The following is a 20,809-nucleotide window of genomic DNA, read 5'->3' as shown; positions in this document are numbered from 1 at the left end:
CCGAGGGTGGCCAGCAGCGGTGCGGGCAGCGCGAGGTCGGCGAACGACTCCACGGCCGGCAACGCGGGCGTCACCGTCTCCGGCAACGCGAACTCCCCCTGGACAGCGGCGGCCTGCTTGCGCCCGCTCGACGAGGAGCGGGGCGGGCGGCGCGGAGCGGTGGAGCGGCCGGCGGCGAAGTCGCCGGAGCGGCCGTGGGCGCGGGGGGTGCGGGCACGGTCACGATTCATGCGGATCCTTCCTTGATGCGACGCGTATCAAGGAATTCCCGCAGTGATCGAACAGCGCAGAGAATCGCGAGAACGAGCCGGAGAGTCCTGTTCGGTCGGCAATTCCGGCCTGGCCGGGGCCCTGAAAAGCGGCGAGCTGGGGCCCGCACCCAAGGTGCGGGCCCCAGCCGAGAATGTGCGCCGGTGTGGGTCGGCGTCAGGCGGGAACGATGTTCTCCGCCGTCGGGCCCTTCTGGCCCTGACCGATGTCGAAGGACACCTTCTGACCCTCCAGCAGCTCACGGAAGCCCTGGGTGGCGATGTTCGAGTAGTGGGCGAAGACGTCGGGGCCGCCGCCGTCCTGCTCGATGAAGCCGAAGCCCTTTTCCGAGTTGAACCACTTCACGGTGCCGGTAGCCATTTTCTTCTCCTTCGGGACGGTGCACGGAGGCCGCCCTGTGCGGACTCCGGTCGCCGCGATGATCACCCCGACGGAAAAAATCCCAGGCAACCACAACTGCAACTGACGTCGACCCTAGCACGCCGGGATCGGAGCTGCGGGGTGAATAATTTTCGTACCGGCCCCCGGCCAGGGAATATTCCCGCCGGGACGTACGGATTTTCCCCGCCGTACCACGGAAATTCTCCCCCGCGCACGGGGGCGAGGCGCGCATGCGGGCAGGCGGGCAGGCGGGGACGGGCCCGCCGGCCGGGGTGGAACGGGGGCGGCAGGGCCTAGGATCCGGGCCATGGCCCTGACCATGAAGGACGTGGAACGGTTCGAGGCGTCCAGGCCGCGCCTGGAAGCCATCGCCTACCGCCTCCTCGGCTCCGCGAGCGAGGCCGAGGACGCCGTGCAGGACACGTTCCTGCGCTGGCAGGCGGCCGACGTCACCCAGGTCGAGGTGCCCGAGGCCTGGTTGACGAAAGTCCTCACCAACCTGTGCCTGAACCAGCTCGCTTCGGCCCGCGTCCGGCGGGAGACCTACGTCGGTCAGTGGCTCCCCGAGCCGCTGCTCGCCGGGGACCCGATGCTCGGGCCGGCCGACACCGCCGAACAGCGCGAGTCCGTCTCGTACGCGGTGCTCGCCGTGCTGGAGCGGCTCACGCCGGCCGAGCGGGCGGTGTACGTCCTGCGGGAGGCCTTCGGCTATCCGCACCGGGAGATCGCCGAGATCCTCGGCATCAGCGAGGCCGCGGGCCAGCAGCTCTACCACCGTGCCAGGAAACACGTCGCGGACGGCAGGGCCCGTACGGAGGTCGACGAGGCCGCCGCCCGGCGGGTGGTCGAGGAGTTCCTCGCCGCCGCCACCAGCGGCCGGACCGAGCCGCTGGTGCGGCTGCTCACGCAGGACGCCGTCGCGGTCGGCGACGGCGGCGGGAAGGTCCCCGCCCGCACCAAGGCGTTCGAGGGCGCCCGCGCCGTCGCGACGTTCATGCGCGGTCTGTTCAAGCCCGGCAGGAGCAGGCGTGCCCTGGTCGGCGGCTCGCCCGGGATCTACGCGGCGACCGCCAACGGCGGACCGGCCGTCGTCGCGGTCCTCGACGGCCGCGTCGTCGGCATCCTGTGTCTGGAGCTCACGGACGGGGGCATCGCCGCGTTCCGCGCCCAGGCCAACCCCGACAAGCTCGTCCGCGCGAGCCGGCGGTGGGCGTCCGAGGACCACGGCGAGCCGCTCTTCCACGCCTTCTGAGGCGAGGCGGGCGAGGCGGCGAGGCACGGGACCGGGTGTGAGGTGCTTCACACCCGGGTTCTGTCAGGAAACGGCGGGCCGTCCGGTTCAAGGTGCGAACCCGCTCAAGACAGGAGCCAGGAGATGCAGCACCGCATCATCGTCCTCGGAGCCGGATACACCGGAGCCGTCGCCGCCGGACGCCTCGCCAGGCGGCTGCACCGCGAGGACGCCGCCATCACCCTCGTCAACGCCGAACCCGACTTCGTCGAGCGCGTCCGCCTGCACCAGCTCGCGGCCGGCGGCCACCTCGCGCCCCGCCTCTTCAGCGAGATGTTCGCGGGGACCGGCGTCGTCCTCAAGCACGCGCAGGTCACCGGCATCGACGCCGACCGCAGGACCGTCACCGTCCGCACCGCCGCCGGCACCGACGGCGGGCGGCGCACGGACCCCTCCATCGGCACCGACGGCACCGAGGAACTGGAGTACGACACCCTCGTCTACGCCCTCGGCAGCGGCTGGGACACCCAGGGCGTCCCCGGCGCTGCCGAGCACGCCCACGAGATCGCGAGCCGTCCCGGGGCGCTCCGGCTGCGCGAGCGCCTGGCCCGCCTGGACGCCGGAGCGCACGTGCTCGTGGTCGGCGGCGGCCTCACCGGCCTGGAGGCCGCCACCGAGATCGCGGAGTCCCGCCCGGACCTCGACGTCGCCCTCGCCGTCCGCGGTGACCTCGGCGACCGGCTCTCGCCCAAGGGCCGCCGGCACCTGCGGAAGGTCCTCGGCCGGCTCGGCGTCACCGTGCACGAGCACACCGCCGTCACCGGTGTCGGGGCCGACCACGTCAGCACCGCCGACGGCACCCGCCTGCCGGCCGACGTCACCGTGTGGACCACCGGTTTCGCGGTGCACCCGATCGCGCGGGCCACCACGCTGGAGGTCACCGGCACGGGCCGGATCGTGGTCGACCGCACCATGCGCTCGCTCTCGCACCCGGACGTGTACGCCATCGGCGACGCGGCCATGGCGGCGGGCCCCGGCGGCAAGCCGCTGCGCATGTCGTGCGCCTCGGGCATCCCCACCGCCTGGCAGGCCGCCGACGCCCTCGCGGCCCGGCTGACCGGCCAGAAGATCCCGGCCGTCCCGCTGCGCTACTTCAACCAGTGCGTCTCGCTGGGCCGCAGGGACGGCCTGATCCAGTACGTCACCGCCGACGACCGCGCGGTCCGGGCGGCCCTGACGGGCCGGTTCGCCGCCCTCTACAAGGAGGTCGTCTGCAAGGGCGCGGCCTGGGGCGCAGCGAACCCGACGCTCGGGATCCCGTCCCGGCGCCGCCGCATCGTGCGCGAGCGGTCCCGTCCGAGCGAGTCGGTCGCGGCCGTCTGACGGCACATCCCGGCCGCACCACCTCACCGGTAGCGCCCGACCGGTCCGCAGGGGAGGAAGGGGCCCGCCGCCGTCCCTCCCGCCGGGACAGGAGGATGCCCGCTCCGTCCCCTCCCCGCTCTCAGGCCAGGTACGCGTGCGTCTGGGTGGCCTTGACCGTCGCCCATGCCGTGGCCCCGGGGTGGAGTCCGAGTTCGGCGGCGGCGATCGTCGTCAGGTCGGCGGTCAGGGGGAGTTCGCCGGTGAGGTCGGCGCGGACCAGATCGCCGTGGGTCTCCAGGCCGGCCACCTCGCAGCGCCAGAGGTTGCGGGCGCTGGAGCCGGTGGGGCGGTCCCGGTGCAGGGTGACCGCGCTGGGCGGGAAGGCCACGAAGGCCGGGCCGGTGAGGTCCTCGGCGGTCGTGATGCCGACGCCGCCTCGGACGTGCACCGTGTGGCCCTCGGCCCGCCCCTGGTAGAGGTTGAGGCCGACCAGCCGGGCGATGTAGTCGGTCCGCGGGTGGCGGGCGATGCCGGCGGGGGTGCCCTCCTGCACGATGCGGCCGTCCTCGACGACGACGAGCCGGTCGGCCAGGACCATCGCGTCCAGCGGGTCGTGCGTGACGAGTACGGCGACCGCCTCGAAGCCGGCCAGGTGGTGGCGGAGCTGGGCGCGGACGTCGAGGCGGGTGCGCGCGTCCAGGGCGGCGAGCGGTTCGTCCAGGAGCAGCAGGCGCGGCCGGGTGGCCAGGGCGCGGGCGAGGGCGACGCGCTGGGCCTGGCCGCCGGACAGCCGGCGGGGTCTGGCGGACGCGTGCGCGGCCAGGCCCATGCGCTCCAGCAGGGCACCGGCCTGGGCGCGGGCCTCCGCCTTGCCGACGCCGTGGCAGCGCGGCCCGAACGCCACGTTGTCCAGGGCGGACAGGTGCGGGAAGAGCAGGTAGTCCTGGAAGACGACACCGACCGGGCGGGACTCGGGCGGCGTACGGTCCAACTCGGCCCCGTCCAGCCGCAGATGGCCCTCGGTGAGGGGGACGAGTCCGGCGAGGGCGCGCAGGGCGGTGGTCTTGCCGGCGCCGTTGGGGCCGAGGAGCGCGACCACCTCGCCGGGTTCGGCGGTCAGCGCCACGTCGAGGCGGAAGGCGCCACGGTCGACCACCAGGCGGGCGTCGAGCCCCTCCCCGGTGGCGGCGGGCGGCGCGGGGCGCGCGGTGCCGGTCATGAGACGGTCATCCAGCGGTCCCGCAGCCCCGCCAGCACGGCGACCGACACGGCCAGCAGGACCAGGCTGAGGGCGATGGCCGACTCCGGGTCGTTCTGGAGGGCGAGGTAGACGGCCAGCGGCATGGTCTGGGTGCGGCCGGGGAAGTTCCCGGCGAAGGTGATCGTCGCGCCGAACTCGCCGAGCGCGCGGGCCCAGGCCAGTACGGCACCGGCGGCGATGCCCGGGGCGATCAGCGGCAGGGTGACCCGGCGGAACGCGGTGAAGCGGGAGGCGCCCAGGGTCTGGGCGGCCTCCTCGTAGCGCGGGTCGGCGGCCCGCAGCGTGCCCTCGACGCTGATGACGAGGAACGGCATCGCCACGAACGCCTCGGCCAGGATCACGCCCGGGGTGGTGAACGGCAGGGTGATCCCGAACCAGGAGTCCAGCCACTGCCCGACGACGCCGTTGCGCCCCAGCGCCATCAGCAGGGCCACGCCGCCCACCACCGGCGGCAGGACCAGCGGCAGCGTCACCAGGGCACGCACGAGCCCGCGCCCCGGGAACTCGACCCGGGCCAGCAGCCAGGCCAGCGGCACCCCGACCACCAGGCTGACCGCGGTCGCCGCCGTGGCGCAGACCAGGGACAGCTGGAGCGCCTGCCACACCTCGGTGCTGGTCAGCAGGGCGGGCATGCCCCGCCAGGGAGCCCGGACCAGCAGGGCGAGCAGCGGCAGGACCAGGAAGGCCAGGCCGGCCACGGCGGGCAGCAGGAGCGTCAGGGGCGCGCCGCCGCGGACACGGCGGCGCCGCGACCCACCCGTGCGGGGGCGGGCCGCGGCGCCGGGCTCGTCGTGCGCGGTCACGGTTCGAGGAACCCGGCCCGGGTGAGGACCTGCCGCCCTTCGGCGGACCGCACCAGTTCGATGAACGCCTGCGCGGCGCCGGTGTTCTTCGAGCCCTTGAGCAGGGTGATCGGGTAGTCGTTGACGGCCTTGGCCGATTCGGGGAACTCCACGCCGTCCACCTTGCCACCGGCGGCCTTCACATCGGTCTCGTAGACGACCGCGGCGTCGGCCTCCTTCAGGACCACCTTGTTCAGGGCGGACTTGACGTCCTGCTCGTAGGAGACGGGAGTGAGGCCGAGACCGCTGGCGTCCAGCGCCTTCTGCGCGGCGGCGCCGCACGGCACCGTCTTCGCGCACAGGACGACCTTCAGGCCGGACTTCGTGAGGTCCTTCAGGGAGGCGACCTTGTCCGGGTTGCCCGGCAGGGTGGCGATCTCCAGCTGGTTGCGCACGAAGGTGACGGGCGTGCCGGCCGCGTCGCCGTGGTCCGTGACGACCTTCATCGTCCTGGGGCTGGCGGAGGCGAACACGTCAGCCGGGGCGCCGCTGGTGATGCCGGCCGCGAGGGAGTCGCTGCCGCCGAAACTGAAGGTCACCTTCGTGCCGGGGTGCTCCTTCTCGAACTGCCTGCCCAGCGTCGTGAACGACTCCTTGAGCGAGGCCGCGGCGAAGACGGTCACGTCACCGGACACCTTGCCCGCCGCGGAGGCGTCCGGCTTCCCCGAGGAGCCGGCGGAGTCCGAGCCGGAGGACGAACAGGCGCTCAGGGCCAGCAGCGCGGCGGCGCCCGCACCGGTCACCTGAAGCATCCGTCGGGTCCGGCGCGCGGAACGGGTCATCACGGGGCTACTCCCTCAAGGTCCTGAACGGCCGCGTCCACGGCCTCGCGGCCACCGGCCGCACGGCCCGTGGTCTTCCGGCCACCGGTCCGCCGACGGCCACGCCGTTCGATGTACCCGGGGAAGCTGGGATGCTCCGGCGGCCCGTCCCCGGTGGGTGCGCAACGCCGATGATACTGCCGCAGATGCGAGCCATACGTCACTAGTCGCATCGCATCAGCCGGATCATGGATCCGTAAGGCTGGTATGTGCGTTTGTACGGAGGTGCTGCGCGGGTACGGTCCCGGCTTCGGCCGCGCCCCCGTCCTGCTCGCGGTCGCCCTCGACGGCACCCCGCTCCGCAGCACCGGAACCCAGCCGGTCCTGCCGCAGGACCGCTGCGGGGGCCGCTACGTCAGCGGCGTCGCGGCTACAGGGCGTGGTGCGACGGGCCGAGGCACGGCCTGCCCGCCGCGTCGTTCTGGCCGCCTGGCCGCCTGGCCGCCTGCCCGCCTGGCCGCCTGCCCGCCTGTCCTCGTGCCCGCCTGACCCACCGTGCCGACGGCCGTGGGCCGCCGCCGGCACGGTCACCGCACCGACGGCGGCCCACCGCCACCTCACTCGCGGACCGGGCCCGCGACCTCACGCGCGGGCCGGACCCGTCCCCTCACGCGCGGGTCAGAACAGCCCCGTGAAGCCGTTCCAGCCACCCGTGCCGATCAGCACCCGGGAGCTGTAGTTGCCGGTGCCCGTGGAGGAGTACCGCCACAGCTTCCCGGCGGTGTCCCGTGCCACCAGATCGGCGCGGCCGTCACCGGTCAGGTCGCCGGTGCCGACGAGGGCGGAGTACGTGTTCCAGCCGCCGCCGACCCGTGCCCGCGGGGTCACGCCGCCGGTGGCGGTGCCGTAGTACCGCCACAGCACCCCGGCGGAGTCGACGCCGAGCAGGTCGCCGCGCCCGTCCCCGTTCAGGTCACCGGCGCCGACGATCCGCTGGTACAGCTTCCAGTCCGTGCCGATGCGCACCCGGGCCTTCAGCCGGTGGTCGGCCGAACCGGCGTAGAAGTACATGTCCCCGGTCGACGCCTGACGGGCGATCAGGTCGGCGTAGCCGTCCCCGTTCACGTCCCCGGGCGAGGTGAGCCGGTCGTACTGGCCCCAGCCGGTGCCGATCGCCGTGTACGGCGAGGAGGCGCCGACGACCTTCCCGCACCCCGGCCGGTACGCGCGCAGCTGGTCGCCCACCCGTACGAGCACATCGGCGCACCGGTCCCCGTCCACGTCCCCGAAGGGCACGAGCACCGAGCCGGCGGCGAACCTGTCGCCGGACCCGGGGATCCGGGACGACAGCCCGCCGGTCCCGGTGCCCCTGTACAGCGTCACGGCCCCGGCGCTGTCCGTCGCCAGCAGGTCGCCGAACCCGTCGTCACCGGCCAGGTCCCGCCACACGGCGGCACCGCCCGTCACCGGCACCGTCCCGGTGACGGAGAGGTCCGCCTGGACGCCGTCGGCGGGCTTCGCGGTCAGGGTCCAGGTGTACGCCCCGTTGGGGACATACGTCCCGGCCGCGTCCTTGCCGTCCCAGGCCGGTGCGACCAGCCCGCGGGCCTCTCCGCCGGAGAGCGTCCGCACGGTCTTCCCGCTCGCCTTGTTCCGCAGCGTCAGCGACCACGTCGCGGCGGGCTTCGACAGCCACCAACGCGGTGACCACGTCCCGGACTTGAGGTCCAGGGCGGGCGTGTCGGAGTCGATGACGGAGATCGAGGAGGCCGGGACGCCCGACGGGACGATCCGCACCCGGCGGTCCTCGCCCGTGTAGGCGAGGTGGCCGCCGAAGCGGTCGACGGTCCACCCGGAGCGGCGCGCGGTCCGGTCCCCGAGCTGGGCGGCGGTGACGACCACCCGCTGGGGCAGGTCCGCCTCCCCGGCACCGGCCGGGAAGCCGTTGTGCAGGTCGAGGAGGGTGAGGCCGGCCGCGTCCGAGCGGTGGACCAGGTAGCCGTCGCCGAGCAGCGCCTCCTCGCGCCCGAGCTTCAGGGAGCGCTTGGTCTGCCGGTCGTAGACGCCGGCACCCTTGAAGGAGTTCCAGACGGAGTCGTCGCACCGCCAGTACACCCAGCGGCCCACGGCCTGCAGCTCGTCGGGGACGCACCCCGCGTCGAAGGAGTCACCGGCGGCGCCCGTCACCAGGTTCCTGGCCGCCACCCCGGTCGGCCGGCCCGAGGGGCCGGGGCCGAACCGTCCGAGGGCGCTCCACAGGGTGTCGCCCCAGACGGAGGCCGCGACCGGGTCCCGCTCCTGGAGCACCTTGCCGGTGTCCGCGTCCCCGAAGCGCAGGACGGCCTGCTCGTTGAGTGCGGCCGAGTCGACCACGCCGAACCGGCCGGAGAGGTCGACCAGTTGCGGGTTCTGGACTCCGGAGGACACCCGCGGACCCCAGGACGCGGCACCGTTGCGGTAGAGCATGGTGAGGCCCTGCTCGGTGGACGCCTTGCGGCCGTGCTGCCCGTCGCCGCTCGCGAACATGGTCACGCAGTGGACGCCCTCGGCGGGGCTGCAGCCGTCGTCGTCCCGTCCCGACACGAGGCCGTCGGTGGTCGACCTCAGCTCCTCCGGCCGGCCGGAGGTCTTCAGCCAGGTGCTCCGGTAGCCGCCGATGTAGGTGCCGGGGTCGTAGTACTGCGAGTCGTCGGCCGTGGTGAGGATGCCGCTGCCCAGCGCGATGCCGGCCGGCTCGGCCTCCCGGTCCTCGATGTCCGCGAGGCGCTTGCGGGTGACGGTCCCGTCCGCGGCCGGGGTGAAGAGGTAGTACCCCCAGTCCAGTGCGCCGTAGTCGGTGGACTTCTCCGCGCCGGCCACCAGGAGGGAACCGTCGGGCGTGCGGTGCACGGACGGGGAGGCGACGGCCAGCAGGGACTGCCACTTCCCCGAGGCGTCGTGCAGGAAGAGCTGGTTGCCCCGGTAGCCGCCGTCGTTGCCCGGGCTCGGCGGGGTCACCGTGACCAGGCCGCCGGCGAAGGGCCGTACGACGTCCTGGTACGCGGCGATGTCCCGCAGGTCGACGGTGGCCGGCTCGGCGTCGAGGTCGTCGCGGCGGTACACCAGGGCGGAGTCGACGGACGGGGCGCCGGTCTGGAAGACGGTGTCCCGGTCGAAGGAGACGCTCTCCCCGTGGGTGGACAGCGCCTTCACGCTCCCGGTGGCCAGGTCGACGACCCACCACCCCTGGGACATCGTGCTGTCCTCCCATTTGATGCCGCGGACGGCGACGGACCGGGCGTCCCCCTCGCCGACGGCCAGGTTCCACCCCTGCGGCAGCCCCTCCAGCTTCCGGTCCCGCACCTCGCCGTCCTCCACGCGCAGCAGGTGCAGGCTCGTCACGGCGTTCTCGGTGCCGGTCCGGGTGACGACGGTGTCGCCGTAGGTCGCGACGTACGTCTGGCCCTCCGGGAGGGCGACCGTGGTCGTCGGTCCGCCGCCGGCCCCCTGCTGGAGCGTCACGTGCGGGGCCGGCGTCTCGGCGTAGAGGGCGACGGTGTCGGAGCCGTGGCCGAAGTCGCCCGGCCGCCGGGTGAACCGGAACTCGTCCACGTCGTAGTCGAGCGGCTCGGGCAGCCGGTGGGCGAGGACGGTCGTCGCACCGGTGGCGTAGTCGGTCCAGCGGAGCCGGTCGTCCCCCTCCTGCGCGGTCAGGAAACCGGTCCGGCCGGCGTTCAGGACGACGGTGGCACGGGGCACGAAGCGTGCGCCGGGGCTGACCACGACGGGATCGGCGGACGTGCCGGGCCCGTCGGCGGTGGCCGTCCCCGCGGCGATGCCGAATCCGGCGGTCACGGCGAGCGTGACGGTGAGGGCGATACGGCCGAGCGCACGCTGGTGACGCCCGGCCCGCCCGTTCAGCGGACGAATCACGAAAAGAGTCCCTCCCCAGGGCAGTCGACGCAGGAGGGGCGCATACGGAACCGCCGCTCGTCCCTGCGCGAGCAGGGCGACAGTAGCAGCCGGGATCACCGTCCGACAGCACGGTTTCGAACCTGTTCAGGAGCCCGGCGGCAGCGCGGGAGAGGCCGGGCGCGAGGGACTGTCCTCACGGCCGCGGCTGTGCGGGGTCGGCAGGGTTGCGCCCTGCCGGCAGCGCGGGAGGCGGCGGCCACGGGCGCGAGTACGGCGCGGCGTCACGCCCCTACGCGCCGGCGCCGGCCGGCACGGCGGCGAGGCCCCGCTCTCACGGCCGCGGCTGGGAGGGTTCCCTGGGGTGTCGCCCTGTCGGCCGCGGCTGTGAGGTTCTGCGGGTTCCGCCTGCCGTGAAGGTCCGGCAGCGTTCCGCCCTTACGGCCGCGGCTGGTTCGGCAGGGTGAGGATCTCGGCGCCGTCGTCGGTGATGGCGATGGTGTGCTCGGTGTGGGCCGTCCGGCACCCCGTCGCACTGCGCAGCGTCCACCCGTCGGCGTCCGTGACGAGGCGGGCGGTGTCCGCCATGACCCACGGCTCCAGCGCCAGCAGCAGCCCGGGGCGCAGCTTGTAGCCACGGCCGGGGCGACCGGTGTTCGGGACGTGCGGGTCCTGGTGCATCGTCGAACCGATGCCATGACCTCCGAACTCGGTGTTGACCGCGTACCCCGCTTCACCGAGGACCGTGCCGATGGCGTGGGCGATGTCGCCGATGCGCGCACCGGGCCGGGCGGCGGCGATCCCCGCGGCCAGCGCGCGTTCGGTCGCACCGATCAGCGCGACGCTCTCCGGGGGCCGCGACTCGCCCACGATGAAGCTGATGGCGGCGTCCGCGGCGACCCCGCCCAGCAGGACGGCGAGGTCGAGCGTCAGCAGATCGCCGTCGGCGAGCGTGTAGTCGTGCGGCCGTCCGTGGAGCACCGCGTCGTTGACGGCCGTGCAGATGTAGTGGCCGAACGGGCCGCGTCCGAAGGACGGGGCGTAGTCGACGTAGCAGGACGTGGCCCCCGCCTCGACGATCAGGTCCTTGGCCCAGCGGTCGATGTCCAGGAGGTTCGTGCCGACCGTACTGCGGCTCTTCAGCTCCTGGAGGATGCCGCCGACCAGGGCGCCCGTGTCCCTTGCCCGGGACAGCAGCGTGGGGTTCAGGATCTCGATCATGCGACGCCCTTCTCAGGTGACCAATAACTATACCGGCCATACTGTACCGGTACTAGAATCGGAGTCATGGTCAGGTTGCCGCTCACTCCCGAAGAGGTCGAACGCGGACAGCGCCTCGGTGCCCTCCTGCGCCGGGCCAGAGGGGAGCGTTCGATGCTCGACGTCGCGCTCGCCGCATGCGTCTCACCGGAGACCCTCCGGAAGATCGAGACGGGCCGCGTGGCCACCCCCGCCTTCCCCACCATCGCGGCGATCGCCGACGTCCTGGGGCTCTCCCTCGACGCGGTCTGGACGGAGATCAGCCGCCCGGAACCGGCCACCGTCCCGGCGCGCCCCGGCGCTCGCGCACCGGAGCGGCTGGCGTCGTAGGCCCTGGGCGGGCGTGGGGGCGGCCCGGCACTCCGGAGGAGACCGCGACCCCGCGGCGGCCCAGGGGCACGGGCGAGACCTGAGCCCGCGGCGACCCGGGCCGGACGGGCCGCCTCACCGCACCCCGGGAGACATCCGGCGGCCGGTGGAAGGCGGCGGCAGGCGCGACGCGGCGCGTGGCGGGCCTGCCGGCCTCACCGTCGTCAGCAGCGGAACGGGCCGGCCTCATGGCCGGCGGAACAGGGCGGCCTCGTCGGCTGAACGGTCCTATCCGCGGGACCGGGCACCCTTGCGCCGCGCCGTACGTACGTCCGTGACGGGCTCCTGCACGTCTTCGGGCAGCAGGGTCTCGTCCTCCCCGAAATCAGGGGCCTGGAAGGGTTGCGTGGCCGGAGGCGGCGATGCCGCCGCGGAACGGCGGGGTTGCCCTTCCGGCGCGGAGAACAGCGACGTCAGATCGATGAGAGAACTCTTTTCCGTGACAGGCCCCTGAACGGGGCCTGGGGTGCCATCACCGGGCACAGCGGTCCTGTCGGCCCTGGTGGCCCTACAGCTTGGTCATCTTGGCGTACGGGCTGAGGACCCGCACTTGCTCCGAGCCGAAATCCACGAGCGCCGCGATCCCGTCCTCGACACCGACGACGCGGCCGAGGCCGTACATGTCGTGCGTGACCTGGTCGCCCACGGCGAAGTGCTTGGGGACCGGTGTGACCGGGGCCTTGAAGGGGCTGGTGGGCAGATGACGCTTCGGCGCAGCAGGCTTTGTCATGACTCAGTATGCGCCTTCGCAGGCCCGCCCCGCTGTGGCCGTCGGCACAGATCCAGACCGCCCGGCACACGTCCGGGCACATCCGGCGAGCCCGTCTTCCGGGTCTCACCAGGTGAGAGCCCCTGCGAGGCGCCCTCCACCGCCCGACCGAACTCCCGCCGGGGCCACGGAAGGGTCAGTAAAAAGCGCTCAGGTCCGCATGCCCGCATGCCCGCGTCCGCACGCCCGCATTCCGCACTGCCCGCCGGTCGGGTGCGCGTGCGGCGGCGTCGGGTGCAGGCGCACTCGACGCCCCGTGCCTGTGCTCCCCGCGGGCCTCCTGGCAGGATGGCGTCCATGACCGCGTACCGAAAGGCCGATGCCGCGTAGACGGCCTGGCCGGCTCCGTGCCGGCCGACGACCTGACCCGCGAGCCCGGACAGATCCGCCACCGGGCCGGATCCACTGGCTTTCGGCTCGCACCAGCCTGGCGGTACACCGGGTCGAGAGACTCTCGACCGACTACTACGTGTACCCCGGCGCCACGGAACGGGCGTTGAGACGGTACCGGGCGTTCGCGCTGGCACCGGGCCGCCGTCCCCTGTACCCGCAGGACGCGGAGTGCTCGTGCCGCGGCTGCTCCTTCGACGACGTGCGCCACGCCCGGGACGTCCTCGAGGAGGTCCTGCGGCACCTGCCTGTCCGTGCTCGCGAGGAGCTGAGGCGCCGAGTGGCCTGCCTGGACACCGCGTACCTCCGGCGCACCCTTCCGGATCCGTTCGCGGATCAGCGGCGGTGGGGCTCCGGCCGCTGGTGGCGCCGCCGTCTCGCGGGCGGCAGGGAGGGCCCGTGAATCCGGGCCCTCCGCCTCAGCCGGCCTCCGCAGCCGCCGTAGAACGATCACAGGGGGCAGAAGACGTGTGCGCGCGGCCTGGGTCGCCAGTCCGTGCCGACATGCGATCGAGCAGCAAGGTGGGTCCTTCCCCCGTGATCCGGAGGGGCGGGCCGCTGCGGAACGACACCGCCGCCCGCACCGGGGCCCGCCGCCCGCACCGGGGCCCCGGTGAAGGCGGCGGGCCCGGTGCGGCCGGCGGCGGTTGCGGCCTGGGACGCCGGGCGGGTCACCAGTAGAGGGCGTCCGCCGCGTTGTCCTGCCAGTACGTGACGGCGGCAGCGCTGTTGAAGAAGACGCCGCCGTGCGGCAGCTTCAGGGTCTTCTCCTTGCCGGTGGCGCCGCCCTTCCTGTCGGTGAAGTACACGCCCAGGGTCTTCTCCTTGCCGCCGCCCTCGCCGTCGGGGGAGTACGTCAGGATCCCCGCGTAGGCGGACTGGCCGGGCTTGAGCGTCACCACGGCCTGCGGCGTGGTCTCCCGCGCCCACGGCAGCGGGGCCTGGGCGTCGGCGCCGGCCCGCAGGAAGGGGGCGCTGTACGCGTAGCAGGGCTTGGTCCCGGTGTTGGTGGCCTTGAGCAGCAGGTGGTTGACCGGACGCGACACCTCGGTGACGGTCAGCTTCGTGTTCGCCGCGGTGCAGGTGACGGCCGTGGGCGCCTGCCTCGGTGCGGCGGAGGCGGTCTGCCCGGCGGCCTGGATGCCGACGAGCGCGAGGGCGGCGGCGACGACCACGGAGGAGGCGGCCGGACGGGAGAGGAGACGAGTGGCGATACGCATGGCGGGCTGCTTTCTCTGAGTACCAGGAAGACGGCTTCCTGCTGGTGAACCGTGTCGGTCGGTGCGGTCCCGACCGTGCTGCCCGGGGCGCGGGTGGGCGCACCGGAGCACGGTCATGAGAGGGGAGTTGAGCAGGGCGGGGCACCGTGTCCGGCGAGCCGCCGTGCTGCGATGACTCAACCCTGTGCCGGCGGGCGTCCCGCCCGCCACTCCTTCGGGAATCGCGGGACGCTGGGATGCGCGAATGGCCTCCCACCTGCGACGACGTGCCCTTCCTGGGACGCCGGACGGAATGGTGGAAGGGGGAACGGGGCGGGAGAGGGGGGAGCCGGGACGCCCGGCGGGACCGGGGAGAGCGGCCGCGGATCCCCCCGATGCGTACGAGGGGCACGGCGGGCCTTCGGGGGGGCGAGGGCCGGTCAGGGCTTCAGGGGGAGCCAGGTGCCGTGTTCGGCGATGCGCAGGACGCCGGTCAGACCCGCGTCGTCGAAGGCGTGCTCGATGACCTCGCGGCCCTCGGTGAAGTGGGTCCAACCGCTGTAGTGGGCCGGGATGTTGACGGGGGCGCCGAGGACCGCGGCGGCCGCGGCGGCACGGACGCTGTCGAGACTGACCGGACGTCCGCGGAACTTGCCCGGGACGCGGGCGGCACCGGCGTGGAGGACGGCCGCGTCGATACGCGGGATGCGGCGGGCGATCTCGGCGACGGTGCGCAGGGAGGCGTTGTCGCCGCTGATGTACACGGTGGGCAGCCCGCCCCCGGCGAGGACGAAGCCGACGACCTGGCAGTTGACCTCGCCGTCCGGGCCGCGCTCGCCGTCCTCGGGACCGTGGACGGCCGGCACGGCGGTGACGGTCAGCTCGCCGCCGTCCGGGCGGGTGAGCGTGTGGGAGTCCCAGGCGGCCAGACCCTGCGCGGGAGCACCGAGCCGGCCGGCGCCGCTGGTCGTGGTGAGCAGCAGCGGGGCGGCCAGCGCGAAGGCACGGCCCCGGTCGTCGAGGTTGTCCGCGTGGTTGTCGTGACTGACCAGGACCAGGTCGACGTCGGCGAGCCGGTCCTCGGCGAGAGCCGGCCCCTCGGTCTTGGTCAGGTAGCCGTACGGACCCGGGTCGTCGAACGTCGGGTCGGAGACGATGCGGAGCCCGCCGAGGTCGAGGACGGTCGTCGGCCCGCCGACCACCAGGGCCGAACCGTCGTGACGGGGAAGAAGAGGGGGGGCGACGCCATGCTGCTTCAGCTCCTTGCTCAGGACAGGTAAGGGAGGGCGCTGGGGGCGCCGGGTGATCCGGGACCGCCCGGTGCCGCGCCGTCGACGTTAGGGAGCCGACGGGCGCGAACGGAAGTGCCGATCCGGCCGCCACCGTGCCTTGCCTCTGACTCGCCGCGGCCGGTCCTGACCCGCTGTGCGCGAGGGTCAGGACGCTCGCCGACGCGCTGAGGTCCGCTGAGGTCGGCGTCTTCCGCAACGCCGGACACGATGGGTCGGCGGCGTCTGGTCGGAGCGAACGCGTTGACTGCGGCCGCCGCGCCGAGCGGGCCCTCGTCCCGGACGTGCCCAGCGCACGTCTTCCCGGCGTCTTCACCCGCCGGGTCGAGAAGCTCGCCGAGCCCCTTGGCATCACCCAGCTCTCGAAGCCTCGGAACAGCGCGCGAGGAACCACCTGAGACTTCTGTTAAGCCCCATAATCGTTGGCTCCAAGCGGGGAGTCCGGTCGCAGGAACATCAAGGACCCGCTTCCACATGCTTTTTTCGTCTTTGCCGCGGTCGTGGCAGGGCGAGCTGCCCACTGTCCGGACGGGGCGGAGTAAGCGAGCACTGTGAATGCGCACTTGGATCACACCTCCCTCTCCTCGTACGGTCCTCGCATGGGAAGCACGACCGCCCCAACCATGAGGAGACGAAGTGCAGTTGGCGCACGATGAACAAACCGGCCTGGTCACCCGGAACCAGATCGCTGAGCGTGCGGGCGTGAAGCGTCCGGCTGTGTCGAACTGGGCCCGGCGGCACAAAGACTTTCCCACTCCTGTGCGCTCCGGCGACACGGAGCTCTTCCACGAGGCCGAGATCACGCGGTGGCTGATGAACCGCATCGTTCCCCAGTCGCAGTTACTCGAAGGGGAGCAGGCGGGAACCACCTACGCCGACCGATTCCTCCGGACCAGTGGTGACCGCCCCTCTGCGGAATCGGAGGCCGTGGAGCGCACTCAGCGCATCGGGGCCGAGGACGAGAAGGCCGTCGATCAGCTGATGGGCCGGCTCGCGGACCGCGTCCGAGGCCCGGCGACGATGGCGGACTTCGTGAATCTCTGTCTCATCGTGATGTACGTACGACATGCGGAACCGGGGCGATGGCGCCGCATCGAGCATGCCATGTCGGCAGGCCAAGGGGTCCGAGACGTGCAATCGCTGCTCCGTTGCCTGGGCGACATGGCGCAGGACGCGCTGCGCCGGAACGGCGACCGCACCGACATGCGCAGCAGCTTGCTGCAACTGGAACCACGGAGCTGGGATGACCTCACCACGGCAGTGCGGACGGCAGCAGGCACAGGCGCCGGCGCGTTCCAACTGGTGTGGGAGTCCTTCAGCGCCCGGGAAGGGCTGCAGAGTTCGGAGTTCTGCAGCCCGGTGGGCCTGGCCTCGTTGTCCGCAGCACTTGTACTGACCCCGGGGCAGAGGACCTCGGTGCTCGACCCTTATATGAGAGGGGGAGAGATGCTGGCGGCTGCGCACCGCCACATCGGAGGCGCGCGGGGGACCGTGTACGGCGAGACCCTTGACGGCCGGCTGCAAGCAGTCGCGAGCCTGTACCTTCTCCACCTCGGCGTCCGGCCGAAGCTGACCAGCACCCGGTCCGACCGGTGGCCAACGAACCGCGGACACGGTGTCGACGTGGTCCTGACGAACCCCCCGTTCAACATGAGCGACGCACCCGGCCCCGGACGCCGGACAGGAGACTGGCCGTACGGATCACCACCACAGGGCAACGACAACTTCGCCTGGGTGCAGTACGCCCTCGGGGCGCTGGTACCCGGTGGTCGCGCAGTGGTGGTCATGCCGGTCAAGGCGGGCAACTCGGTCAACACCGCCGAGCGCGAGATCCGCCGCGCCCTGGTCCGTGGAGGGGCCGTGGAGTGCGTCATCACCGTGCCGTCCCATCTGTTCTCCGCGACGCCCGTGCCGGTGTCCCTGTGGGTGCTGCGACGAGCGGAGCATCCGGCGAGGGAAGGCATCCTGTTCGTCGACGCCCAGGAGCTGGGGGCGAAGGTGCGGCGTCGACGCGTACTGCGGGACACGGATCGCGAAGCGATCACGGCCGTGGTCCGTCCATGGCTCGACGGGGAGCGGTGCCCGGACGGCGAGTACGCGGTGCGTGCGACTGCGAGAGGCTTCTCTGCTGTCGTCGTTTCCCGCCAGGTCGTCGCCGGAGAAGGGTGCTCACTGCGCCCTGCCGACTACCTGGGGAGCGGAAAGTACGGCGCTGCTCCCGTCACGGCCCGGCTGCGCGAAGCCGGTGAGGTGGTGGGGCATAAGGACAAGCTGCTTCTGCTGGAGCGGCGGGCGAGGGAACCGGAAAGCGGCTATCGCCCGGGTTCGGGACCCGGCGGCTGGAACGAGGCAGTACTCAAGGACCTGTGCGAAATCCGACCCGGGCCGTCGTACACCCGCCTGCCGGCAGCGGCACGTACGGCGAACGCCGGCGTTCCGCTTGTCTTCCCGCAGGATCTCGTCGACGGGAGGATCGCGGACGAGACCCGGGACCGCGTGCCCTGGGAGACGGCCGAGCGCTTCAAGAGGTTCGAGTTGCTCCCGAACGACATCGTCTGCGTACGCACGGGTGCGCAGCAACGACCCGCGCTGGTCTCCGGCACGCAGACCGGATGGCTGCTCAGCTCGAACGTGACGCGGCTGCGCGTACGTCCGGATGCCGAGATCGACCCTCAGTACCTCCATGCCTACCTGGGCCTCCGGTACTCGCGCGAGTGGATGTCCCACCGCGCGGCGGCCACGGCGGCCCCGTCACTGAGCTCTGCTGCTCTGGGCCACCTTCCGGTGCGCTTTCCGCCGATCGGGCAGCAGCGGCGGAGCGTGCGTCTCCTCGATGAGCTCGGCCGACGCGCCGACGCGTATGCCTCGTACGTCTCGGCACTTGGCCGGCTGCGGGCCGAACTCGCCGAACACCTGCTGCACGGCTCGGTCGAGCCGCTGTGAGGGCTTGCCACCGCTGAGCCCCTCGCGCGTCCCCTCTCCCTCCCGCCCGTATCTCGAAAGGATCTACGTTCATGCCCGAAGCGACAGGCCGTTCCGCACGTACGTGGCAACTGTGGCTGGCACTGTACGTTGCCTGTTCCACGGTGGTCGGCCTCTTCGTCAGCCTGTTGGTGATGCGGTCAGGCGTTGGTTCCACCGATGCCGTTCTGGCAGGGGGAGGAGGCTTCGCGACCTCCTTCGCCCTGTGCCTCGCACTGCCCGCGGCGGTACGCGAGCTCAAACAACAGAACAACTGACCCGGACCGATCGTCCGCGCGGCCGAGCCTGGCCGACAAAAAGGCCCAGGTCTCTGACCTGGGCCTTAAGCATGGAGCGGGTGACGAGAATCGAACTCGCGCTCTCAGCTTGGGAAGCTGATGTTCTACCATTAAACTACACCCGCGTAAGACGCCGACGGAGTCGGTGTCCAGTGCTCGCTCACTGTACCTCATCCCTGGCCCCCGGTGCTCAAGCCCCGGGGGCCAGGGATGTCTGCGGGGTGGGGAGGAGGGCTGTGGGGGGCCGGAGTTGGGCGTACGGTGGAGAGGGTGCGGAGGGTCCCGGCGGGGCCGGAGTGCCGCCTGGAGGGTCGCCTCTTTGATCCCGTAGTGTGGCTTTTGTCGTCAGGCGGCAGAAGGCCAGGCGGGGTTCTGGGGAAGGGACTTGAGGGCTTGATGGAGCGCACCGTCGTCCGTTGTGCCGAGGGGCACGTGTTCAGCACCGCTTCGTTCCCGATGCAGCAGGCCGAGCGGCTCGGCCCCGGTCGGCTCGTGCGGTGTCCCCGGTGTGCCCGGCTCCGCAGTGCGGTGCCGGTGGTGCTGGAGAAGCGGTAGGTCCGCGAAGCGGCACAGGCGCGCGGGGTCCGTCCTGATTGTGGGGGCTCCGCGCGTCTTGCGTATCCTCGGGGCGTGCTTCTCTCAGACAAGGACATCCGGGCCGAGATCGACGCCGGCCGGGTGCGGATCGATCCGTACGACGAATCCATGGTGCAGCCGTCGAGCATCGACGTGCGGCTCGACCGCTACTTCCGGGTGTTCGAGAATCACCGCTACCCCCACATCGACCCCTCGGTCGAGCAGCCGGACCTCACCCGGCTCGTGGAACCGGAGGGGGAGGAGCCGTTCATCCTCCACCCCGGGGAGTTCGTCCTCGCCAGTACGTACGAGGTCATCAGCCTGCCCGACGACCTCGCCTCCCGGCTGGAGGGGAAGAGCTCGCTGGGGCGACTCGGGCTCGTCACCCACTCCACCGCCGGGTTCATCGACCCCGGATTCTCCGGGCACGTGACGCTGGAGCTGTCGAATCTCGCCACCCTGCCGATCAAGCTGTGGCCCGGGATGAAGATCGGACAGCTGTGCATGTTCCGGCTCACCTCGCCCGCCGAGGCCCCGTACGGCAGTGAACGCTACGGGTCCCGTTACCAGGGGCAGCGTGGGCCCACGGCCTCCCGCTCCTACCTCAACTTCCACCGGACCCAGGTCTGACCGAGGGGCACCACCACATGAGCGACGTACGAGAAAACCTCACCTACGAGCTGTTCGGCACGGCCGTCCGCGAACTCGCGCAGACCATCGCCGACGACGGGTTCGAGCCGGACATAGTGCTGAGCATCGCGCGCGGCGGCGTCTTCGTCGCCGGCGGCCTCGCCTACGCCCTCGACTGCAAGAACATCCACCTGGTGAACGTCGAGTTCTACACCGGCGTGGGGACGACCCTCGAGATGCCCGTCATGCTCGCGCCCGTGCCCAACGTGATCGACTTCTCCGACAAGAAGGTCCTGATCACCGACGACGTCGCCGACACCGGCAAGACGCTCAAGCTGGTCCGCGACTTCTGCCTGGACACCGTGGCCGAGGTGCGCAGCGCGGTCGTCTATGAGAAGTCCCACTCGCTCGTGAAGTGCGAGTACGTCTGGAAGCGCACCGACGACTGGATCAACTTCCCGTGGAGTGTCCTGCCTCCGGTGCACAAGTCGGGTGAGACGCCCAAGGAGAACAAGGAAGCGCTCTGACCCGGGGCCGTTTCCCGGCCGGCGTCCGTACGAGAGCCCCCCGACGACCGTCGGGGGGCTCTCGCGCGCACGGGAGAGTTCCGGCGGCCGTGGTCCGTACGCCTAGGAGGCGACGGCGTCCTCGATCGTCGCCCGGACCTCCAGGACGGTGTCGGTTCCGGTGATCTCGAGGAGCCGTCGCAGCTGCCGCGCCGGTGAGGTCACCCGCAAGGCGGTCGCCAGGTGGGTGCGCACCAGCAGGTTCAGCAGCGACGAGTCCGCGAAGGTGATGGCCGAGGCGTCCAGGACCACCTTCTGCCGCCTGGCGGCCGCGGCGTCCAGCGCGTTCGCCAGCGGGGTGATCGACTGCATGTCGTAGGCGCCGCGTGCGATGACGACCCAGGCGCCGCCGTACTCGCGCCCCATCACCTTCGGCCCGTCGGGCAGGGCCGACCCGTCACGTGAGCCTGCCCCGCCGGACGGGACGGACCCGTCGCGTGAGCCTGCCCCGCCGGACGGGGCCGACCCGTCGGACGGAGCCGACCCGTCGTGCGGGCCG

General features: G+C 72.4%; 18 protein-coding genes, 1 tRNA gene and 1 pseudogene. 8 read left to right on the top strand and 12 right to left on the bottom strand.

Annotated elements, in window-relative coordinates; translation table 11 throughout:
* Together ABZ719_RS31750 and ABZ719_RS31745 are read right to left on the bottom strand one after the other, a co-directional pair.
* Window positions 1-230, bottom strand: a pseudogene (locus ABZ719_RS31750) (ATP-dependent helicase); the annotation flags it as partial.
* A 196-nt stretch (window positions 231-426) separates the two neighbouring features.
* Entirely contained in the window at window positions 427-630 is a 204-nt protein-coding gene (locus ABZ719_RS31745) for a cold-shock protein (RefSeq protein ID WP_366728601.1), read from the bottom strand.
* A 328-nt stretch (window positions 631-958) separates the two neighbouring features.
* On the opposite strand from ABZ719_RS31745, the gene ABZ719_RS31740 reads away from it, so the two are divergent.
* Together ABZ719_RS31740 and ABZ719_RS31735 are read left to right on the top strand one after the other, a co-directional pair.
* The gene (locus ABZ719_RS31740; protein ID WP_366728600.1) at window positions 959-1,903 is read left to right on the top strand and encodes an RNA polymerase sigma-70 factor; all 945 of its coding nucleotides are present in this window, start codon (window positions 959-961) and stop codon (window positions 1,901-1,903) included.
* 123 nt (window positions 1,904-2,026) lie between these two features.
* Window positions 2,027-3,265: an FAD-dependent oxidoreductase gene (locus tag ABZ719_RS31735; RefSeq protein WP_366728599.1), complete on the top strand. Its 1,239-nt coding sequence runs from the start codon at window positions 2,027-2,029 to the stop codon at window positions 3,263-3,265.
* A gap of 121 nt (window positions 3,266-3,386) precedes the next feature.
* Here ABZ719_RS31735 and ABZ719_RS31730 read toward each other — a convergent pair whose 3' ends face one another.
* The 5 genes from ABZ719_RS31730 to map form a co-directional block, all read right to left on the bottom strand.
* On the bottom strand, window positions 3,387-4,466 hold the full coding sequence (locus ABZ719_RS31730) for an ABC transporter ATP-binding protein (RefSeq protein ID WP_366728598.1): 1,080 nt from the start codon (window positions 4,464-4,466) through the stop codon (window positions 3,387-3,389).
* Complete coding sequence (modB, locus tag ABZ719_RS31725) at window positions 4,463-5,311, bottom strand: molybdate ABC transporter permease subunit (protein ID WP_366728597.1); 849 nt, start codon at window positions 5,309-5,311, stop codon at window positions 4,463-4,465. Before modB ends, ABZ719_RS31730 begins: the two co-directional genes overlap by 4 nt.
* On the bottom strand, window positions 5,308-6,132 hold the full coding sequence (gene modA / locus ABZ719_RS31720) for a molybdate ABC transporter substrate-binding protein (protein WP_366728596.1): 825 nt from the start codon (window positions 6,130-6,132) through the stop codon (window positions 5,308-5,310). Before modA ends, modB begins: the two co-directional genes overlap by 4 nt.
* Window positions 6,133-6,789: 657 nt before the next feature.
* Window positions 6,790-10,023, bottom strand: a complete 3,234-nt coding sequence (locus ABZ719_RS31715) for an FG-GAP-like repeat-containing protein (RefSeq protein ID WP_366728594.1) — start codon at window positions 10,021-10,023, stop codon at window positions 6,790-6,792.
* Window positions 10,024-10,440: 417 nt separating this feature from the next.
* Window positions 10,441-11,223, bottom strand: a complete 783-nt coding sequence (map, locus tag ABZ719_RS31710; RefSeq protein WP_366728593.1) for a type I methionyl aminopeptidase — start codon at window positions 11,221-11,223, stop codon at window positions 10,441-10,443.
* Between the two features lie 66 nt (window positions 11,224-11,289).
* Between map and ABZ719_RS31705 the strand changes: the two genes are divergently transcribed.
* A complete protein-coding gene (locus ABZ719_RS31705) occupies window positions 11,290-11,592 on the top strand; it encodes a helix-turn-helix transcriptional regulator (protein ID WP_366728592.1) in 303 nt (100 codons plus the stop codon).
* A gap of 547 nt (window positions 11,593-12,139) precedes the next feature.
* Here ABZ719_RS31705 and ABZ719_RS31700 read toward each other — a convergent pair.
* Entirely contained in the window at window positions 12,140-12,361 is a 222-nt protein-coding gene (locus tag ABZ719_RS31700) for a hypothetical protein (protein WP_037850865.1), read from the bottom strand.
* Between the two features lie 535 nt (window positions 12,362-12,896).
* Between ABZ719_RS31700 and ABZ719_RS31695 the strand changes: the two genes are divergently transcribed.
* On the top strand, window positions 12,897-13,193 hold the full coding sequence (locus ABZ719_RS31695; protein ID WP_366728591.1) for a hypothetical protein: 297 nt from the start codon (window positions 12,897-12,899) through the stop codon (window positions 13,191-13,193).
* Between the two features lie 268 nt (window positions 13,194-13,461).
* On the opposite strand, the gene ABZ719_RS31690 is transcribed toward ABZ719_RS31695, so the two are convergent.
* Both ABZ719_RS31690 and ABZ719_RS31685 read right to left on the bottom strand, forming a co-directional pair.
* Window positions 13,462-14,010, bottom strand: coding sequence for a DUF4232 domain-containing protein (locus tag ABZ719_RS31690; protein ID WP_366728590.1), 549 nt, complete (start codon window positions 14,008-14,010; stop codon window positions 13,462-13,464).
* Between the two features lie 419 nt (window positions 14,011-14,429).
* Complete coding sequence (locus tag ABZ719_RS31685; protein WP_366728588.1) at window positions 14,430-15,191, bottom strand: MBL fold metallo-hydrolase; 762 nt, start codon at window positions 15,189-15,191, stop codon at window positions 14,430-14,432.
* Between the two features lie 723 nt (window positions 15,192-15,914).
* Here ABZ719_RS31685 and ABZ719_RS31680 point away from each other — a divergent pair.
* Entirely contained in the window at window positions 15,915-18,221 is a 2,307-nt protein-coding gene (locus tag ABZ719_RS31680) for an N-6 DNA methylase (RefSeq protein WP_366728587.1), read from the top strand.
* 71 nt (window positions 18,222-18,292) lie between these two features.
* Window positions 18,293-18,517, top strand: coding sequence for a hypothetical protein (locus tag ABZ719_RS31675; RefSeq protein ID WP_366728586.1), 225 nt, complete (start codon window positions 18,293-18,295; stop codon window positions 18,515-18,517).
* Window positions 18,518-18,589: 72 nt separating this feature from the next.
* On the opposite strand, the gene ABZ719_RS31670 is transcribed toward ABZ719_RS31675, so the two are convergent.
* Window positions 18,590-18,663: transfer RNA gene (locus ABZ719_RS31670), tRNA-Gly, on the bottom strand.
* A 505-nt stretch (window positions 18,664-19,168) separates the two neighbouring features.
* Between ABZ719_RS31670 and dcd the strand changes: the two genes are divergently transcribed.
* Together dcd and ABZ719_RS31660 are read left to right on the top strand one after the other, a co-directional pair.
* Window positions 19,169-19,744, top strand: coding sequence for a dCTP deaminase (dcd, locus tag ABZ719_RS31665; protein ID WP_037850835.1), 576 nt, complete (start codon window positions 19,169-19,171; stop codon window positions 19,742-19,744).
* A gap of 17 nt (window positions 19,745-19,761) precedes the next feature.
* Window positions 19,762-20,271, top strand: a complete 510-nt coding sequence (locus tag ABZ719_RS31660; RefSeq protein ID WP_366728585.1) for a phosphoribosyltransferase — start codon at window positions 19,762-19,764, stop codon at window positions 20,269-20,271.
* A 102-nt stretch (window positions 20,272-20,373) separates the two neighbouring features.
* On the opposite strand, the gene ABZ719_RS31655 is transcribed toward ABZ719_RS31660, so the two are convergent.
* Window positions 20,374-20,676 carry an STAS domain-containing protein gene (locus ABZ719_RS31655; RefSeq protein ID WP_366728584.1) on the bottom strand — a complete coding sequence of 101 codons (303 nt, stop codon included), beginning with the start codon at window positions 20,674-20,676 and terminating at the stop codon, window positions 20,374-20,376.
* Between the last annotated feature and the right edge of the window lie 133 nt (window positions 20,677-20,809).

The sequence above is a fragment of the Streptomyces sp. NPDC006743 genome (assembly GCF_040703815.1).
GTDB lineage: Bacteria > Actinomycetota > Actinomycetes > Streptomycetales > Streptomycetaceae > Streptomyces.
Note: the sequence above shows the minus strand (reverse complement) of the source record. Positions and strands in the feature narration are given on the sequence as shown.

Bases quoted from the DNA above. Each gene is read 5' to 3' on its own strand.
- ABZ719_RS31690 (WP_366728590.1), bottom strand. From the start codon at position 14,010: ATGCGTATCGCCACTCGTCTCCTCTCCCGTCCGGCCGCCTCCTCCGTG.
- ABZ719_RS31740 (WP_366728600.1), top strand. From the start codon at position 959: ATGGCCCTGACCATGAAGGACGTGGAACGGTTCGAGGCGTCCAGGCCG.
- ABZ719_RS31655 (WP_366728584.1), bottom strand. From the start codon at position 20,676: ATGGGGCGCGAGTACGGCGGCGCCTGGGTCGTCATCGCACGCGGCGCC.
- ABZ719_RS31675 (WP_366728586.1), top strand. From the start codon at position 18,293: ATGCCCGAAGCGACAGGCCGTTCCGCACGTACGTGGCAACTGTGGCTG.
- ABZ719_RS31745 (WP_366728601.1), bottom strand. From the start codon at position 630: ATGGCTACCGGCACCGTGAAGTGGTTCAACTCGGAAAAGGGCTTCGGC.
- ABZ719_RS31660 (WP_366728585.1), top strand. From the start codon at position 19,762: ATGAGCGACGTACGAGAAAACCTCACCTACGAGCTGTTCGGCACGGCC.
- ABZ719_RS31735 (WP_366728599.1), top strand. From the start codon at position 2,027: ATGCAGCACCGCATCATCGTCCTCGGAGCCGGATACACCGGAGCCGTC.
- ABZ719_RS31705 (WP_366728592.1), top strand. From the start codon at position 11,290: ATGGTCAGGTTGCCGCTCACTCCCGAAGAGGTCGAACGCGGACAGCGC.
- ABZ719_RS31700 (WP_037850865.1), bottom strand. From the start codon at position 12,361: ATGACAAAGCCTGCTGCGCCGAAGCGTCATCTGCCCACCAGCCCCTTC.
- ABZ719_RS31730 (WP_366728598.1), bottom strand. From the start codon at position 4,466: ATGACCGGCACCGCGCGCCCCGCGCCGCCCGCCGCCACCGGGGAGGGG.
- map (WP_366728593.1), bottom strand. From the start codon at position 11,223: ATGATCGAGATCCTGAACCCCACGCTGCTGTCCCGGGCAAGGGACACG.
- modA (WP_366728596.1), bottom strand. From the start codon at position 6,132: ATGACCCGTTCCGCGCGCCGGACCCGACGGATGCTTCAGGTGACCGGT.